The 18,810-nt window shown below is 54.8% G+C and carries 13 protein-coding genes; 1 reads left to right on the forward strand and 12 read right to left on the reverse strand.

What is annotated here, in order from left to right; genetic code table 11:
• Window positions 1-33: 33 nt before the first annotated feature.
• The 6 genes from HJB89_RS21960 to HJB89_RS21985 all read right to left on the reverse strand — a co-directional run bounded on the left by HJB89_RS21960 (window position 34) and on the right by HJB89_RS21985 (window position 7,068).
• Entirely contained in the window at window positions 34-1,227 is a 1,194-nt protein-coding gene (locus tag HJB89_RS21960; RefSeq protein ID WP_018517591.1) for a M20 family metallopeptidase, read from the reverse strand.
• On the reverse strand, window positions 1,224-1,979 hold the full coding sequence (locus tag HJB89_RS21965; RefSeq protein WP_245002784.1) for a hypothetical protein: 756 nt from the start codon (window positions 1,977-1,979) through the stop codon (window positions 1,224-1,226). Before HJB89_RS21965 ends, HJB89_RS21960 begins: the two co-directional genes overlap by 4 nt.
• Before the next feature lie 219 nt (window positions 1,980-2,198).
• Window positions 2,199-3,971 (reverse strand): ABC transporter permease subunit, encoded by a 1,773-nt coding sequence (locus HJB89_RS21970; protein ID WP_026242446.1) that lies wholly within the window; start codon window positions 3,969-3,971, stop codon window positions 2,199-2,201.
• A gap of 17 nt (window positions 3,972-3,988) precedes the next feature.
• On the reverse strand, window positions 3,989-5,110 hold the full coding sequence (locus HJB89_RS21975; RefSeq protein ID WP_018517588.1) for an ABC transporter ATP-binding protein: 1,122 nt from the start codon (window positions 5,108-5,110) through the stop codon (window positions 3,989-3,991).
• 78 nt (window positions 5,111-5,188) lie between these two features.
• Complete coding sequence (locus HJB89_RS21980; protein WP_018517587.1) at window positions 5,189-6,292, reverse strand: ABC transporter substrate-binding protein; 1,104 nt, start codon at window positions 6,290-6,292, stop codon at window positions 5,189-5,191.
• 227 nt (window positions 6,293-6,519) lie between these two features.
• Complete coding sequence (locus HJB89_RS21985) at window positions 6,520-7,068, reverse strand: cupin domain-containing protein (protein WP_018517586.1); 549 nt, start codon at window positions 7,066-7,068, stop codon at window positions 6,520-6,522.
• 184 nt (window positions 7,069-7,252) lie between these two features.
• Here HJB89_RS21985 and hisD point away from each other — a divergent pair, with 184 nt between their 5' ends.
• On the forward strand, window positions 7,253-8,551 hold the full coding sequence (gene hisD / locus HJB89_RS21990) for a histidinol dehydrogenase (RefSeq protein ID WP_018517585.1): 1,299 nt from the start codon (window positions 7,253-7,255) through the stop codon (window positions 8,549-8,551).
• Between the two features lie 660 nt (window positions 8,552-9,211).
• Here the strand turns inward: hisD and HJB89_RS21995 are convergent.
• From HJB89_RS21995 to ectB, 6 genes are all read right to left on the reverse strand, one after another.
• The gene (locus HJB89_RS21995; protein ID WP_018517584.1) at window positions 9,212-10,807 is read right to left on the reverse strand and encodes an MFS transporter; all 1,596 of its coding nucleotides are present in this window, start codon (window positions 10,805-10,807) and stop codon (window positions 9,212-9,214) included.
• A gap of 469 nt (window positions 10,808-11,276) precedes the next feature.
• Window positions 11,277-12,512, reverse strand: a complete 1,236-nt coding sequence (locus HJB89_RS22000) for an acetyl-CoA carboxylase biotin carboxylase subunit family protein (protein WP_026242444.1) — start codon at window positions 12,510-12,512, stop codon at window positions 11,277-11,279.
• 192 nt (window positions 12,513-12,704) lie between these two features.
• Window positions 12,705-13,652, reverse strand: coding sequence for a hypothetical protein (locus HJB89_RS22005; protein ID WP_018517582.1), 948 nt, complete (start codon window positions 13,650-13,652; stop codon window positions 12,705-12,707).
• An 845-nt stretch (window positions 13,653-14,497) separates the two neighbouring features.
• The gene (locus tag HJB89_RS22010) at window positions 14,498-15,574 is read right to left on the reverse strand and encodes a D-alanine--D-alanine ligase family protein (RefSeq protein WP_018517581.1); all 1,077 of its coding nucleotides are present in this window, start codon (window positions 15,572-15,574) and stop codon (window positions 14,498-14,500) included.
• Window positions 15,575-15,757: 183 nt separating this feature from the next.
• The gene (locus HJB89_RS22015; protein ID WP_050566348.1) at window positions 15,758-17,005 is read right to left on the reverse strand and encodes an acetyl-CoA carboxylase biotin carboxylase subunit family protein; all 1,248 of its coding nucleotides are present in this window, start codon (window positions 17,003-17,005) and stop codon (window positions 15,758-15,760) included.
• A gap of 294 nt (window positions 17,006-17,299) precedes the next feature.
• Window positions 17,300-18,571 (reverse strand): diaminobutyrate--2-oxoglutarate transaminase, encoded by a 1,272-nt coding sequence (gene ectB / locus HJB89_RS22020; RefSeq protein ID WP_018517579.1) that lies wholly within the window; start codon window positions 18,569-18,571, stop codon window positions 17,300-17,302.
• Window positions 18,572-18,810 lie beyond the last annotated feature (239 nt).

Consider the following 18,810-nt stretch of genomic DNA (forward strand, 5'->3'; position numbering starts at 1 on the left):
ACGCATCTCCGCGTCGTCGGTTTGTCAGAGCAGTCAATCATGCAGGAGCTCCCAACAATATTGGATGGCAAGCTCGGCGGTAGGAATGAGGATTTTGTCCGATGCTCCGAAGGTCGGCGTGTGTACCCCCGTTTCATTTCCAGGCTCTCTGCTACCAAACTGAAAGTAGACCGAGGGTACGCAACCAGAGTAAAAACCGAAGTCATCGCTGCCAGAGCTCGGTTTTACCTGCAAATATTTATCTTCTCCGGCGGATCGGATGACGATCTGACGAAAACGCTCGACCATCCCTGCGTCATTGACGACGGCAGGTTCGCCGGACTGACAGCTGAATTCCACCCGGCCGCGGTGCGTAGCAGCCACACCCTCGGCGACCTCACGAACCCTCTGGATCAAGAGGTTCCGCCGCTCAGGACTGCTGGTCCGGATCGTTCCTGTCATAACAACTGAAGGGCAGATGATATTCGTAGCCTCACCCCCGTGAATGGTGCCAATGGTGATGATTGCCCCGTCATCGACGGGCATCTCGCGTGACACTACCTTTTGAACCTCGTTGATGAAGGCCCCCGCTATTGTGATGGCGTCAACGCCCGCGTATGACTCCGCGCCATGCGCCATTGTGCCGATGATATTCAGCTCGAATTGTTCAGAGGATTTTGTCACTGCGCCGGCACAGGCGCCAAAGGATCCTGCAGGAATATCGGTGTCGACATGAAAACCGACCGCGGCGTCGAACCCGACCAACAACCCCTCTTCCGCGACACTCCGTCCGCCGAGCGGCTCTGCCTCTTCCGCGGGCTGAAAAATCACTCGCAATTTGCCGGAGAAGCTCTGTCGCATCCGGTGAAACGCCAAAGCCGTTCCAAGTGCGATCGAGGCATGCATGTCATGCCCACACGCGTGCATAACGCCTGGGGTTTGCGACTGATAGGGAAGATCGTCACGACTTTCGTGAATGGGCAGCGCGTCTATGTCGCCTCGCAAGGCGATCGAACGTATTGGGCCGGGAGCCAGGCCTTCAATATCGACATAGACACCGGTATTGTGAAACGTCTTAGCTCCATCCAGTCCAAATCGCCTCAACGCTTCGATGATCCGCTTCTGCGTTTTAGTCTCCTGGTTTGATAACTCTGGTTCGCGATGCATTGCATGCCGCATTTCGATAACGGCTTCACGCTCCTCACCGGAGAGCAGATCGTTCGTGAGCACTGTCGGGCTACGGGTCATGAAATCGAATTCATTGGTTGAGACACGCGTTGCAGCCCAAGGTCCAAAGCGAACTTATCCCTGAGGTCATGCTCGCCTACGAGGTCCAGAACATGCCATGCTGTGGAATGCACGCTAGCCAACACCGGACATCCAAGCGCCCTAGTCATCTCCACCAAGTCAGATGGCTTTACCGTGAAGGCCGCGCAAGATACGAAGGCCGCGTCTACTGGCTGTGCATTCCCTAGGAGTTGGCTCAATTCTGCTTGTATCCGATTGACCGGCACGCGACCAATATCGTCGTCGGTTACCAGGTTCATAGAATGCGCGAGAGAAAGATCGGCGACGACCTCAATTCCGTAGCGAGCTAGATAGGGTGCAAAGGCATTGTGCAGAGCGGGTCCGTAGGGTGTGAGCAAGACGATCCGCTTAATATTGAACTCTTGCATCATTGCGACCGCAGCCATGCCCGGTGAAGTATATTGAAGACCGGGACGCCCTGAACTCAGGCGATGAACGAGTTCATCGTTTCCAAGTGCTATTGTCGCCGAGGTGCAGAGAAAGACGATCACATCGACCAGATCGTCAGGCGGCAAGGTAGCCAGGAGCACTGGCCAATCCGGTCTCGGTATGAAGCCGCCTTCCTCATGATTTTCCTCATCGTAGCCAGTCCGCGTGGTGAAAACGCGCAACGGAGCGCCCGCCATGGCAGCTTTGAACGCATCTTCGCCCACTGGATCGGTAGAGAGAGTAACCAAGCCAATACCTTTCATATTTTCCTCACAATCATGGGGGTCACCCGCCAGTTAATCGCCTCTTGAGCCTCAAAAAGAAATAGTCCGGCCGCCTCGTGTTGATCACCATCGCTCAAGCTCTCGGTGCTGAGCCCAGAAGTCCGACATAACGCCAAAGGTCCGATGAGACTTCGCGAGGATACTCGCGGTTGCGCTGCACTCGCGATGCCATGCAAAGCAGACATACACAGCTTCCCTCTAAGCTTGGACATCTAACGGCGCACCCAACGGTGCTCGGGCCCTCCACCAAGTGACATAAAGGACGATCATCCACAGTATCGGCAAAAGCGTGAGCAGCGATGCAACAGCCGCAACGGTGGGATCGATCTCGTTGCGGATATTCTCCCACATTTTCAGCGGTAAAGTTCGGACCGAGTAACCACTCACTAGTGATGTAGAAACGACCTCATCAAATGAATGGATGAAGGCGAACAGGGCGCCGCCAAGGATGCCCGGCCGGATAAGCGGTAGCGTAACTCTTATGAACGTCTTCAAAGGCCGAGCGCCCATGCTCAGTGCAGCTTGCTCAAGCCGCCTGTCAAAGTTGGCAAGCGTTGCCGCCACGATGACGACCACGTAGCTAATTGCTCCGATTGCATGTGCTAGAATGATCCCAGTCTCTGTGCCGATAAGGCCAAGATTGGCTAAGCCGAAGTAGCTGGCGACGGCAACAACGATAACCGGAATGGTGATCGGCGTCAGGACAACCATGGTGATGGTGCTGCGTAAATCGGACCTTACGCGGCTGAGTCCGTAGGCTGCTAGCGTTCCGACTATCGTTGACAAGAAAGTGACCCACAGGCCGATCTTGACGCTTACCCAAGCGGCCCCGTACCAGGAAAAGTCGCTGAAGAACGATACATACCACCGCAGCGACAGCGCGGTCGGCGGAAACTGCAATGTCGCACCATCGCTGAAGGACATGACGATGACGACGATCTCCGGAAACAGCAGGAACAAAATCACGATCGTTAGGAACGCTGGTGCAGCAAAGCAGGACAAACCCAGGTCATCCGTGGCCTGATACAATTCCACGGGCCATCGCTTGGCTTTGGAGGCGACAGAGAGCTCGTTCAAATAAGTACGGATCATTTGAAGGATCCCAGCACGCTCCGGCCATCTCTTTCTGACTTTCGGTGCGGGATCTTGCCCTCCTGAGAGGTTAAGGCCAAAAATCGACAGCAGGACGATGGTGATTGCTAGAAGCACGAACGATGACGCGCTTACAGAACCCATGTTGAAGCCAGTGGCCACCTGGGACGCGATGAAGGTCGAAAGCATCGCATCGCCCAGGCCGCCCAACGCCGCCGGCGTTATGTAGAAACCGAGGCAGATGACAAACACCAGCAGCGATCCGCTGCGTACGCCAGATATGCTCAAGGGAAAGTACACCCGCCAGAACGCCGTGGACTTTCTCGCGCCCATGCTTTTTGCGGCAGCAATTAGCGATGTATTGATTCCCATCATCACGCTGACAAGTGGAAGGATCATCATTGGCAGCATGATGTGGACCATCCCGATATAGACTGCAATACGATTGTAGATGAGAGGCTTCGGGTTGGAGATAAGACCAACATCCATAAGGATACTGTTGATTAAGCCATTGTCGCCAAGAATGACGATCCAGGAGTATGTACGGGCCAGCGCGCTAGTGAGATAAGGAATGACGACCAGCACCACGAGAACTATGCGCGCCCGTTTTCCAGCCGTTGAGATGAGATAAGCCGTCGGGTAACCGATCAGAAGGCAAACGAGGGTGACGATCGCACTGATCTCCAGCGTCTGGAAAAGCACCTTGATATTGGCGTACTGTCCTAGGAAGGACGTGTAGTTCTGAAGGCTGAAGTTGGGTGCGTTAACGCTCTCTAGAAACAGCTGTATTGTCGGTATCCCAAACACCGCGAGGAGTATGACAAGAGCCGGGAATACCAAGGTGAATGGCGCTTGTACCAGTCTCTGAAGTCGTTGCATGCCTTTGACCCTCAGCTTCATTCGCCCAGCGATCGGACGTCAACGCGCAGCCAATCAAGTCGGACGGTATCGCCAAGCCGGAAAGTTTCCTGAGCAGACGCAACATGTTCCCGCACAACAAGCAGATTAGTGCCGACCCGTACCTGATATTTTCTCAGCGGACCGGCATAAATCATGTCTTCAACAGTACCGATGGCCACACATCGCTTGTCTCGATCTGAAAGCGGCGTGGCGCGCTCCGCAGCGATCCGAACGCGTTCGGGCCTAATCATTGGCACAGTCCCAGGATTGGCCTCTTTCTCGAAACCGAATTCAGGACTATCCAACATGTTCGCCTCACCGAGGAAATTCGCGACAAAGCGCGTTGCGGGGCGGTCGTAGAGCGCTTCAGGTGTATCTAATTGTTCGATCCGGCCGCCTCGCATAACGACGATCCGATCGGAGAGCGTCAGAGCTTCCTCCTGATCGTGCGTTACGCAAATTGTCGTCTTCCCAAACTCGCGATGGAGAGCTTTGATCTCGCCTTGCATCTGCTCACGAAGGTTCCTGTCAAGCGCTCCGAGCGGTTCGTCCAATAAGAGAATCGGGGCATCAGCGATCAGAGCCCGCGCCAACGCCACCCTCTGCTGCTGTCCACCGCTTAGTTGCGAAGGCATTCGTTCACCGAAAGCTTCGAGATGGACGCGCTTTAGCATCCGGTCGACACGCGACATGCGATCTCTGGCGTTAACGCCCCGCATTTCAAGCGGGAATTCCAGGTTCCGTCGTACCGTGAGGTGGGGAAAAAGCGCGTAGCTTTGAAAGACGATCCCTTGATCTCGTCGGTACGAAGGCACGGCCGCCACCGACTTCCCGGAGATTAGAATGTCACCTTTGGTCGGCGATTCAAATCCGGCCAGCATCATAAGAGCCGTGGTTTTTCCGGAACCACTGGGACCAAGAATGGTGAGAAACTCACCGCAACGAATGGAAAGTGAGAGTTGACTAACCGCAGCAATAGGACCGTACATCTTGGTGACGTCGCGAAACTCTATCTGAGCGGAACTGCTGCTTTCCAAGCTCTGATCCTCGATATTTGTGTGGTCCGCCAGCCTCAATGGAGGCGCGGCGTCCGAGCGTAATGTAGCGGGAGGTGTCATGACGCTATCCTTCTAAACGTGAGCGAGAACACGGTGGCCATAACGCAAAGGCACTTGCAGAGCCTATTGGCGACAGACTCAGCGAAGGACCCATTCGCTCCAGCGCTGTACGAGTTGCTGCATGTTCGAAAGCCCGTCGGAGCCCACCTCAGAATACCACGGACCGTTCAATAGAATCGCTTTTTGGACGTTGCTGGGATGGCTGGGAAGCGTGAGCCCGATTTCCTCTGTCAGCAACTTGAACGCGTTCTTGTTGGTCGGGCCCTCAGGGTAGAGCTTAGCGAAGTTCGCTTGATTCTCAGCGCGGGAGACAAATTCGACGAACTTCTGTGCGTTCTGCGCGTTCGCCGCATTTTTTGGGATTACCCAATAATCACATGTCAGTTTCGCTTGGCTGCGGCTCATCTCAAGCGCGGCGCCTTGGGCGATGGAATGTGCTGCCCTGCCATCGTAGGCTTGCATCAAGTCGCCAGAGCCACTGAGCATGACTTGCTGAATCTCCGACCCAGAGGTCCACCATTTGCGAACGTGAGGCTTGATCTTGTCCAAGCTGGCGAAAATGCGATCGATGTCCATGGGGTAAAGTTTGTCTGGTGAAACACCGTCTGCCAGAAGGGCTTCTTCCCAAGGGCCCTCGTTTCCATATTGTCCTGAAACCATATAGCGCACGCCCGGAAATTTCTGGACGTCCCAGAATTCCGCCCAATTGCTGGGGCGCGGCTTATCAGCAGGATATTTTTTGGTATTGTAGACCAGATTGAGCGAGTAGAAGAAGAAGCCGACGCCAAAATCCTGCTTTACAGTTGGCAGGAGCCCTTCGACATCCTCCTTTCTGAACAAGGAGTAGTCAATCTTTTCAAGGTAGCCTTTTTTGTCAGCCTGAAGCGCCGCTCCACTCCCCATCGGACCCACGTCAATGCTGATACTGTTGGTCTTCTGCATCAACTCAAGCTGAGCGAGCTCAAAGTCTTGCGTAACCGGTATTACAGTGATACCCGTTTCGGCCTCGAACGGCTTTGCGTAAGCGTCGATCACAATTTTTCCAAGTTGTCCACCGTAGGTCAACACGCGGAGCTCGCCCCTTGCCTGCGCGGACGCGCTGACGGCGGGAGCAGCCAGAGCGCCGACTGCGATTGCAGAAGAAGCTTGCATAAAACGACGGCGATTGATCAGAATGTTCATTTTGTTCACCCTCTTGTGTGCTACTCGCCTCGATCGGCGGAAGCATTAAGATTTTTCTTCCACAATCTTTGAGACGTCCTGTTCAAAAAGCGTCCTGCACCTGATACCGGCTGTAATGGAACCGTGATCCGATGCCTTCGCGTTGTGGATTGCTCCCATACAAGCACGTTCCACGCGGTTGAGAAGTAGGTCTAACCGATCTGGTTACTATCTTCACCACTGCTAGCTCAATATGTAGGCGGCGTGATCGCGCTGAGAATTTCGCTCTGTCCATCATCGACGTTGCGAAAGCGGTGAGGAAGACGGCTATCGAAATAATATCCGTCGCCTGGCTTGAGCACTCGTTTTTTGTCTCCAACCGTGACTTCAACCATCCCCGATAGCACCATCCCAGCCTCCTGAGCCGCGTGTGAAAACCCCTCCCCTGTGTCTGCACCAGGCGCATAGCGCTCGTGCAACATCAGGAGCTGTCTGTTTGGGTGGTCCAGTCCGATCACGCGGTACGAAATCGTATCAACGTTTCCAATCTCAGCTAGATCAGCCGCTGTGTAGAATGGTGAATATGGCAGGGTTGATTGTAAATCAGAAAAGAAACCGGGCATTGTCGTACCCAAGGCCTCAAGCACTGCGCTGAGTGTATCGATCGAAGGGCTCATCTTGTCACGTTCGATCAGCGAAATGGTTGAATGAGAAATCCCTGAACGCGCGGCCAGCTCTCTGACACCCAAGTTACGTCGACGGCGCAGTTCGTGCAGCTTGCTCCCAATCTTGGGCATGTGACACTTGCTCCCGCAATGTTCAAAAGAGGATGATAATGACACTCCTCACGTTGAAAAGAAGCCTTAGGACCAAATAGCGACTACGTGCGGTGAATATACTGAACACCGTTTGGAGTTGCAATTGCCGGACTGGTCGGACTGCCCGATGCTGGCCTTACTCATCCCAATTTAGGAGGTTTTGATGACACCGCGTTTTGATGCGCTGAAAAGCAAGTTCATCCAGATCAAACAACCGGTCCGAGACGCCGTTTCCGATACGGCTCAGGTTGAAAACACCGTTAAGGATATTATTGCGAATGTCCGCGAGCGTGGCGATGCAGCGATCCGCGAATATTCCATCGCTTTCGACAAGGTCGATGTCACGAGCTTCGAGGTCACAGAAGAGGAGAAGCTGAAAGTTGTCGCCGATCTAGAGCCGCAGACGCGCGAAGATACCGAGTTTGCAATTGCTAACGTGCGCCGCTTTGCTAAGGCGCAGCTCGGCACCATTCTACCACTCGAAATCGAGAGCCTTCCCGGTCTCCACCTTGGTCACCGTGTGATCCCAATCGAAACGGTTGGCTGCTATGTGCCCGGCGGTCGTTACCCGCTTCTGTCGGCTCCGGTGATGACAATCGTGCCGGCTAAGGTCGCGGGCTGCGACCAAGTCATTGCGTGCCTGCCCCCCAACGCTCACCCTGCAATGATAGCGGGTTGCCATCTAGCCGGCGCCGACCGAATCTTCCGCGTTGGTGGCGCGCAAGCCATCGCCGCCATGGCATATGGCACTGAGACGATCCCAGCGGTCGACAAGATTGTCGGTCCAGGCAACGCCTTCGTCAACGAAGCGAAGCGCCAGGTATTCGGCAAGGTGGGTATCGACCAGCTCGCCGGGCCAAGCGAAATTTTTGTCGTCGCTGATGAAACGGCAAATGCATTCACGATTGCCACGGATCTGCTTGCCCAAGCCGAGCACGATGTTCGTACGCGAGTTGGTGTCGTTACTACCGACCGCAATCTCGCTGAAGGAATTCTCATCGAAGTCGAGAAACAACTGCAAAACCTGCCGACGGCTCCGGTGGCAGGCGTGGCTTGGAATCACTACGGCGAGATTACTGTCGTCGAAGACGAAGAGACAATGATCGCCTACTCTGATCACATTGCGACCGAGCATTTGCAGGTCCACACCCGTGACCCGCACGCGACCGCGAAGAAGCTTCGAAACTACGGCTCGATTTTCATTGGCGACCTTGCCAGCGTTGTCTATTCCGACAAATGCTGTGGCACGAATCACACTCTGCCGACTATGGGTGCGGGGCGCTACACGGGCGGCCTCTGGGTGGGCTCCTACGTGAAGGTAGCAACCCATCAATGGCTTGACGAACGCGGGGTCGCCGCAGTTGCTCCGGCAGCTACTCGTCAAAGTGCAACTGAAAGGCTCGAAGGACATAGGCGTGCCGCAGCACTTCGCCTCAGCCCCAACCAGTTCGCTGCAAAGTGATCTCGCCATGCGCAACTGCCTCGACTAATTCGAACGGACGTAGTCAATTACACTGCAGCAGATTGTCTAAACAGCGGTGGTGCGGTTCACACGCGCGGCTTCAATCGAGGCTGCAACGGCAAGGCCGTGTAGCGACAATGCTGGAAATGAAAAGCCAGGCGTTTGGCGCGAAACGATCCGCTCAAGCTGCCGACAGCAGATTAATTTCCGCAACCCTCGTTGCAGTTCCTTGCAATGTAGTAGGCCGTTATCGGCATCAAACGCATGACTGTGATATTCATGGTGCGTAGCCGTAGTCCACGCTCGCCTGAAAAGCCCATTGTAGGCCACACGGCGAGCTTGCAAACGATGCGAGATCACCCGTCACGATCTAGTCGCGCCTCAACGAAAATACTAGGCGGCCTCCGAGCACCTGAACAAATTCGGTAGGCAAATACGCTAACAAGGAGACACCAATACCGGTTCGAAGCTAAATCCAATTAGTCATCGCCACGGTCTTTGGGCAGAGGATCGGTTACAGAGCATGAACATCCTCTTCGTTTTCAGCCGCTTGCCATTTAGCGGAAGCTCAACCTTTCAAGCTCCTGTCACTTCAAGAATGAGCTTCATTTCGAAGCCACGTCAATGGTACTATGTTAGCCGTTAGCGACGTGCAGGCGGCTAGATTGGTCGCTCAATTGCAAGCTCGAGCTGGGGCGGCGTACCCACATGCAGCGCGACAAGCAACTGACCAACCTCCTGATCGGCGAAAGAAAGCCTGCCGTTCAGGCGAAGGTAGTCAGTCCACGTTGGAGTGCGGAACGTCTCCGTCCACTTTGACGGCTTTCGAAGATCTCGTTGAAGACTCCAGCCTCGCGCGCCTGCTCGACTCATAGAATGACGACGAATTCGCATATAGCGGAGGAAAATCTCAAGATCGGCCTCTTCGATGAAATATTCTGTTTTTGAGATTATGGGGCCGGTTCGAGGGTCCAAATTGAGAGCAAGTTCAGGGGGCCGAAATTCCGAGTAACGTTGATCTCTTTCCACCACGACATGGGCCGGCATAAGATATCCAGCGGCTGCGAGCAAAAACAAGCCGGCCGCAGCCCATATGAGTGCTGAATTCAGGGACAGGCCTTCAGCAACGGTCCCCCAAATCCAACTTCCAACAGCGATACCGCCACTAAGAAGGGCATAATATATTGAGTAGGATCGCCCAAACACCCACCTCGGACTAGCCCGCTGTACCCAACCATCGAACCCGGACCAGGTAATAAGCCAACCGGCACCCCCCAAGGCCAGCGCTATCGTCCCGAGGATCATCGACGACGTGAGGGCAAGCGCGAGGCAGCACACAGCACAAGCGCCAGCGGCGAGCGTCATCAACAATTCCTGCGGCAGCATGATCCTCAGATAACGGCTGCTTGTTCCAGCGAGGCACGCGCCCGTTCCAAAGCCCGCCGAAAGAATGCCTAAGACCATAGGATCGCCAGCTGCTCGATCCTGAGCAATCACTGGCAGAAGCGAAAGGATAGAACTGGATGCCAGCCCAAACAGCGTGGCGCGTATGATCGCCGCCCTTAGATCTGGGGTTAGGGCCGTGAAGCGTAAACCGTTTTGGATTGAGGTCGCAATTCGTTCAGGAGGTAGGATGGACGAACGCGCGGGCCAGCTATTGCGCCACACCGCGCCGATTGGTGCCAAAGTGGTAACCGCGGCGAAGCCGAGGGCTGACAGCGGACATAGAAATGCCAGGATCGCCCCTGCCAAGGCTGGCGCTACGCTGCGCGATGTATTGTAGCCAACAGAGATTAGCGTCACCGCGGCTTGAATTTCGCGCTTGTGAAAGATGTCGCCCACGGAAGCATGCCAACCGGGTTCGTACAGCGCAAAGCCGCAGCCAGCCAGAAAATTCAATCCAAGAAACAACCAGGGATTGGTAAAGTCAAAGGCAGCAGATAGCGCTGTCAGAATCGAGGCTATCGCGACCACGGAAAGCCCCGCGAGCATCAACAGACGGCGGCTGAAATTATCAGCAATGGCTCCGGCGATGATCGAGACAAAAAAGGCTGGCAACGTTGTGGAAGCCAGCACAAGCGCAACTATTCGCGGAGAAGAGGAACTCGTGAGCAGCCAAGAGACAGCAAGCGTTTGCACGACCCATCCCATATCAGCGATCTGCATGGCCATCCAGATGGATCGAAACGCCGCATTGTTTAGCGGGGCGAGGGCCGTTGGGCCTGGCTCCGGAAGGTAATCATTTTCGTTCGTCATGGACTTCCCACTCGGTGCATTGCGCTTGCGACACGCACTGAGCGCGTCACGCAGGTGCGGGACCCTTGTTGGTAAGGTATGAGACCCGTTCCCAGACCGAGGCAATCAGCCGGCGGAACGAATGGTGGAGAAGCAGTTTGCACAGGCGACGGAGCTCCCGTATCGCTCATCCTGAATGTCATGGTGGTCTCACTAGGCTGCGCGACGAGGAGCTCGCATCTGCTAGACGGTCATGCGACAGGACAGGCTGACCGGATTTAGCCGTTGATAAGAGCAGCCTCAGGGTGCAAGCGAGCTGGGAGAGATCTTTCGGACAACGAACGCGGCGTCTGTAAGCTTTCGCGCCCGTGACAGTGATATGAGCTGTCATCGACGGTTCCCTTCGTTCCTAATCACATCAATGTTCGATTGAAAATCCCGTCCCATGCCCGCGCCGCTGGCGCGGGGAGATGAAGGATGTAGATTGTTGCTAATCGTTAACGGTCGGAAATGGTGTGATCGGCCAAGTGATCAAGCTAACAGCACGTCGAAGTATCGCGTCAGCCCGAGAATGGCTGGTAGAGGCAGCGATGACATGTCCGATCATGTCTCGATAATCGCCCTTCCGGATGATAAGGCTACCGGGTTCGATATAAAATCGGATATCGATAACTCCTGGCACAGCCGCCGCCAGACTGGTACCCTCGGTGTGATCCAGAATGCCGTCACGATCAGGAACTAGGAACCGCGCGGCCGCAGTGTTCGTATGCTTTGCCCGCAGATCGCATTCGTCACCGATGGCAAGCTTGATATGTTGCTCGATGATGTCGATGCCGTACGCGAGTTTAATCAAGCAAGGGGTGGTCCAGCCGGGGAGGCGTGGGTTCACTTCAATAACCACGGGGCCACGCTTTGTCCACCGGAACTCAATGTTCGCGGGCCCCCAGCCGAGCCCAAGAGCGCGCAAGCAGGTCAGCGAAATATCGGCAATAGACTTCCGTCCCTCATCAGATAGCACTGCCGGAAACACGCTCCCGCACGGGACGAAATGCGGTGAGGGGACGAAGTTGGCCGTGCCATCCGCAATGACCGCGTCTCCCATCGTCGTTGTTTCATAGAATGGGCCCTCTGCGAATTCTTCCACCAGTATCCGCGGCGAAGACCCCCATAAGGGCGTCCCGTCCAACAGATGGGCCGTATGTGTGGTCAGCTCGTTGGCATTGCGGCACAATCGGACACCGATGCTGCCACCGCCTACAGCTGGCTTAATAATCACCGGCAGCCCAATCTCGGCTGCCGCGCTCTCTACCTCCTTCGCGGTCGCTGCTAAGCGATATTCAGGCATGGGAACGCCGGCCTTTGCGAGGAGCTCGCGTTGAGTAAACTTGTTAGCACATTGTTCAATCGATGAGGGATTTGGTCCGGGTAGAGCGAAATGCTCGCAGAGCTTTGCAACAGTCACGTAAAGCGACTCGTCGACGCCAGAAAAACCAGTGATGCCAACAATGTCATAGGTCGCGCGTAGCCCGGAACATTCGCGAATCAGCGCCTCGAGATCACTTGTATCGACACGGATCGCCTCAGTGCCTTCCGCCAAAAGGTAGTCGTATTGAGCTGGATCAGCTGCCAGGGTAATTGGGTAAAGTCCATTGCGCTTGGCTTCTTGAATGTAAAGTAGCCCATTACTCCTATGACCTTCAATTAGGATAAATGCTCTTGTTGCCACTTGCATTGCCCTCTCGTTGCGGTGGGATAGCCTCAGCCTAAATCGGCGTATTCTTTTTGTACGATTCGCATATCCTCTATAGTTTCGGCAGGTGCTGCGACTTGTCATTTGTGGTTGTTGACGTCCACGCTCGTGCTCGAAAACACCCACGGCAATGGCCTTTGACGCCATGCGTGCCGTGATCTCCAAAACTCAGTTAGTGGCCATTTGCGCCACACCGATTGTTGCCGCAATCTCGGAGCATACGAGGGGCAGTTTCGCAGCCAGCTGCTTATTGTTTTTCTCGATGAATTTGAGAAACACCTCGTCGTACATGGTCACATAGTTGAGCTTCCCGACTGCTGAGCTCGACAAAACCGGGATTGATGACAGATCTATTACGGCGCGAGGCTCGAGACACAGAAGCGCATTCCGAAGAATGGTTGCGTATTCATCATTCACATCGGTGGTCGCGATCACAGCGATCGACCGCGGTCCGCGTGCGCGTCCAACCTCTGCCGGGCGGATGAGCGCGACTTCTACGTCAGTCAATCTGCGGAGACGTTTGCGAAGTTTCTTGGGATTCCGCGTTACGATTTCTGTCGAGCGGAAACGCTCTCCCACGCCACTCCTGATCAGGTCACGACCCAGCATACCCGCCCCAATCATTAAAAGGCGGTCGCGTGGCGCTCCGTCTTTGAACAGGTCATCTATGATGTCCCGGACGATTTGGTCATAGTTGAACGGTGCAATGAACCCATGTCGCGCACGCGCTCTGCGACCCACATCGATCGCGAACCGTGCTATTTGAAAAATCGGAAGGTTTGGATCAAGAAGTTCACTAGCTTTTTCGAGTTGATCGCTGACGTAGTTCTCGCCGAGGATCTGGGAACGGGCGCCGGCTGCGATTTCGGCAAGACGCTGAACAATAGGGACCGCACCTTGAATGCGTCCACATGCAAAGCCAGAAAATACCGTGCTATTGATGTCCCCGAGTGCCGACTCGTTACAATAGACCTCAACCCGTAGGCAGGTCGTAACCAGCAGAACTCCTTTTCGCGCTAGTTCGCCCGCAATCGGCTTGATCTTCGCCGAATGTTGCGCCATGGCAAGTGGCGAGGTCATCTGATGATCAACATAAATGCCAACAAGTTCGCTCATCGCTATCTCCTGAAGGACTGAAGCACAAGCGGTTTTCGACGACGTCACGAGTTGAAGCTCTTCATCGAGCCTTGCTCTGTCGCGAGACGCAGGACCGTCCTGACCCTTTGCGCTCAGTATGAGGTCCGCTACGTGTCGCCACTGCCGAACGGCATCGAGGTCCGCGAGTTCGGGTTGGAAGCCGTTCTGTGCATGCCGATGCCGTTAGCCCGGGGAAAACCTGTATAACGAGCAGACATTGCGTTGCTTTTTTCAATCTATCGATCTCCGTTTCCGCGACATGGTCGGGTGGCTGTTCCTGCCGAATTCCTCTTTGCAAGGTTCGTGCCGAGTTCGGGCGGTGAGCCATGGACATGTATTTACGTTTTGATTCCGTCGCTTAGCTTAAAAATGGCAAACCAGTGGTTCGACAAGAATGTGGCGCGGACATTACAAACCCGACAGTTGATTTCGGATGTTCGTTGTCATGTCGGGACTGCGCCGTTCGGCCCTTCGAGCGAATTAAAACCTGGATGAGTTTTGGCGGGAAGGTCATCAAAAGCTTCGGATCACACTTTTTACCGAGGTCAGACCGAAGTCTGAGTTCGCAAGTAATAGAGGGAGGTACAAATGAATCTCTGCTTGCGCGCTCCATGTGGGTTCGAGGGTGCGGCTTCCTTGTTCCATGTCGAGCATGGCGCGTCGCAGCTCTCAGGTCGCTCCGTTCATGACGCTGACCAGGGAACATTCGTGTTCGCCCTGCCGCCAGTCGCTGCTTTTTGTGGCGAGCAACTCGATCGACGCGAGATCTAGAAAGCTAGAGCCTACGATGCAGCGCCTAACCTCCGGCGACATCTTAACTCGGTTCAGGTTGCTCGTGCCGCCCTTGCCAATCCATGTTCTACAAGCCGATTAATGAACTCGCGATAACTGACGCCGCTCGCTGCCAGCACCTTCGGATACATGCTGGTACTGGTAAAGCCTGGGATGGTATTGACCTCGTTGATATAGAACTGCATGTTCGCAGTCAGGAATAAATCGACACGAGCCATGCCGTCGCAACCTAAAGCTCTGAATGCTAAGGCTGCCGCCTCCTGGATCTGCATCTCGACATCCTCCGGCAGTTCCGCGGGAACCGTCAGTGCCGCACCGTCCCTGTCGACATACTTTGCGTCATAGCTGTAGAAACCGTGGCTTTCGGATGCTTTGATCTGACCCGGGCGAGAGACAAAGAGTCCGCCTTTCGTATCCTCCAGCACGCCACATTCGATCTCAAACCCGGGGATGAATTCCTCAGCCAGCAGCTTGCAGTCATGCTTAAAACCTTGGGCAAGCGCTAGCGCGAACTCCTGCGTCCCAGAAATCTTTCTCACTCCGACTGACGAACCTTGCCGTGCCGGCTTGATGAAAATCGGCGAACCAAGTTCGCGCTGCAAAGCGGCCAGCGAAGGCGTCTTGCCCATGTGAATGGTGACTGAACGCGCAACTGGCAGCCCCGCCGACCTGAGCAACTGTTTCGCGATTTCCTTGTCCAACGACGTCGCTGAACCGAGGATGCCGCAGCCGGCGAGCGGTACTCGCGCGACATCTGCAAGCCCCTGCACGGAGCCATCTTCCCCATGGAGCCCATGCAGCACCGGGAACAGGATATCGATTGTCCCAGCGCCACTTATGCTGCCGTCTGGCATAACTGCTATCATGCGCCCACGTCCGCCGGGGACGAGGCAGACCTCTGTTCCCGCTGATGGGGTCGCGAGCGTATCATTCTCAAATTTGCTCAACAACCATCGTCCCTCCCGCGTGACGAAGACGGGAACGGCATCGTATTTGGTTGGCTCTATAGCCTGCATGATGTTTGTCGCCGAAAGCACTGAAGCATTATGTTCTGTAGATCGCCCTCCAAAGAGAACGGCGATACGAAGTCTGATTGAACGGGTAGTCATGGTGACTTCCTTAGCGCAAGGTATTGAATTAAAGCCAATGACAACCGGCCGTTTGCAAAGAACTCGAAGCTCGCGAGCGACAGTCATTCTGCGTCGAAAAGCGGACGGAAACATGTAGAGCGGCCCAGACGACGCTTGTCGTTCGAAGGTCATGTCCGTGATGTCTCCAACAGCTTCAACGTTTTAAGAAACATTAAAAGCATCATCGCTGGCTTCCGCGTCATCAAACGGTTTAATCGACCAATCGATTAGGTCGAAGGCGCGCTGAAGTATGGTCGTCGTCTGTTTCCGACAGGGCGAAGTGACGATGATGTGCCCGATACTGTCTCGGTAATCGCCTTTCCTGATGATCGGCGCCTTGGGTCCGACATGGAGCTTCACCTCAACGACACCTGGTACAGCCGCTGCCTGACTAGCGCCTCGGATCCAGTCGAGGGTGCCATCGCGATCGGGAAGTAGATTTCGAAACGCCGCAGTTTGCGAACGCGTTCGAAGCAAATCACATTTGTCGCCGATAACAAGTTTGATGTGCTCGGTAACGAGATCGACACCGTGAGCCAGCTGAACCAATTGAGGATCGCCGGCAAGACGCGGATTGACTTCAATGACGACCGGGCCACGCTCTGTCCACCGGAGTTCGATGTTAGCAGGTCCCCAGCCAAGACCGAGAGCTCGCAAGCAGCTCAGCGAAACATCGTCGATACGTTGACGCTCCTCACGAGTTAGCAACGCTGGAAAAATCGACTGACGAAAGACGAAATGCGGTGGACGATCGAAGTCGGCGGCCTCAATTCCAATGACTTCATGTCCCATCGTATGAGCGATATAATGGGGGCCCTGTGCGAATTCTTCGACCAATATTCTCGGCGACGACCGCCAAGCGTACGTCCCGCCTAACAGATAGGTTGTATGTTCGGCTATCTTATTGACGTCGCTGCATAAGCAGACGCCACTGCTGCCGTTTCCGACGGCTGGCTTCAGTATCACTGGCAGGCCGATCTCCGCTGCAGCGCCTAATACGCCTTTCACATTCGCTGCGACGCGATAAGCAGGTACGGGAACGCCGGCCTCCTCGAGCAACTGGCGCTGAGCGAATTTGTTGCAGCATTGCTCAATTGATTTGGGGTTTGGCCCCGGCAGATCGAGATGCCGGCAGACTTTGGCGGCCACCGCACATACAGCCTCCTTGGCACACGTAATGCCGGCAACGTCGTAGGTCGCACGCAGCTGGTAACATTCGCGGATCACCGCATCGAAATTGTTTGTCTCGACGCGGATTGCCTCAATCCCTGCGTCCGCAAGACAGTCGTACTGAGCTGTATCAGTCGACAGGATAACTGGATGAAGATCAAGCCGCTGCGCCGCTTGAACGTATAGCAAACCATTGCTCGCGGGATCGCCTTCAACCAAAATGAGTGCTCTTGTGACCATCGGCTGTTGACCCTTTATCGCTTGGCACGCGGTACGGACGAGGGTTGCAACGCTCAACAAAGACCAGTTTGGCCAAGACATGTGAGCTCGCTCTCGCTCATTTCGGGTTGCTGTTTTGCAATGTCGCTCCTCTTGGCCAGAACTCCCTTGGTGTTCCATCGAGATGCTCGCTCCCCTCGCCGCTGGAGTGAATCTCGACATTATTTCCGCGAACGTCCCTCAACGTGTCTTCGAAGTGAGTTCATGGCTCGCTTGGCCCCTGCATCGAAGCTCGTGCCCATAAGGGTTTGAGCGTCAAGCGCTTGTGTGGACAGACAGGTCCAGAATGTCCAGACCCCGTTGAAGCGTCTGCGCATCAATCGTCAGGGGTGGAAGAAACTTGATAACGTGGTCCTCCGCACCGCATCTCTCGACCACAAGCCCCCCCTCAAAGGCTTTGCGTTGGATTTTTTCGGCCAAGTTGCCAGTAGCGCAGTCGAGCGCCAGCATCAGGCCTCTTCCCCGGACGGATAGATTGTGTTTTTGGGTGCTTTGCGCGATCTGCCGCAGGCGCTCGCTCATGACGCTTCCCTTTTTCATGACATCGTCACACAGATTGTCATTCGCCCAGAATTTCCTCAAAGCGCTCGTCGCTGTCACGAGCGCAAGATTGTTGCCTCGGAACGTCCCGATGTGCTCTGCCGGCTGCCATACGTCGAGCTCCGGCTTGAGCAGCAAAAGGGATAGCGGCAGCCCAAGGCCACTCAGTGACTTCGACAGAACGACAATGTCGGGTGATAAACCGGCGAACTCAAAGCTGAAGAAACTGCCGGTTCTCCCACATCCTGCTTGAACGTCGTCAACGATGAGGAGAATGTCATTCTTTCTGCAAAGTCGCTCAACCGACCGCAGCCACTTCTCGCTCGCAACGTTTATGCCCCCCTCGCCCTGAACGGTCTCCAAAATGATGGCAGCTGGCAGATCAATGCCACTGCTTGCGTCAGACAGCACCTTGTCCAAGTATTCCGACGTGTCTATATCGGCTCCAAAGTAGCCGTCATAGTGCATGAATATGCCACCTGCCGGAGGAAGGCCCGCCACATCGCGGTAGTGTCGATTGCCCGTGACCGCAAGTGCGCCCAGGCTCACTCCATGAAAAGCGTTGGTAAATGATATTATATTGCGACGTCCCGTAACCTTGCGTGCGAGCTTTAGAGCAGCTTCCACGGCGTTGGTGCCCGTGGGACCGGGAAACTGAAACTTATATTTCAACCCACGTGGGTGCAAAATTGTCGCATCAAAACACTCCATAAACTCTCGTTTGGCTGACGTAGCCATGTCCAATGCATGAATGATTCCATTCGATTTCAGGTATTCCGCCACGGCGTTGAGCAAATCGGGATCGTTATGACCGTAGTTGAGAGCGCCGGCGCCTGTGAGAAAGTCGATGTATTCAAAACCTTTCTCATCCTCGAGAATGGCTCCCACGCCCTTCCTAAATACGGTGGGAAAGGATCGCGAATACGACCTAACATTCGATTCGAGGTTTTGGAATGCAGAAAGCGAGTTGGAGTTGCTGTCAATCAACACGATCTTCCTCCGCTGCGATTTCGGTCTGCTGTCACAAGCCAGGGTCCGAACGGAATGCCGGCTGGCACAGCGGTTATAACTTGGCGACCTTCGTCGTCCGGCCCATTTCTTTCAAGTTTCGTGCCAGTTAGCTTCGTTGTAGCCGACCCATATTATTCACTGCTATGCCAGCTATTTAGGCGCTCAAATATGGGACTGAGAAATGAAGGCATGTCGCTGAACCCGCGAATTGTCGT

Origin of the sequence: Rhizobium sp. NZLR8 (assembly GCF_019685025.1) — a bacterium.
In the GTDB taxonomy this organism is placed as follows: Bacteria; Pseudomonadota; Alphaproteobacteria; order Rhizobiales; family Rhizobiaceae; genus Rhizobium.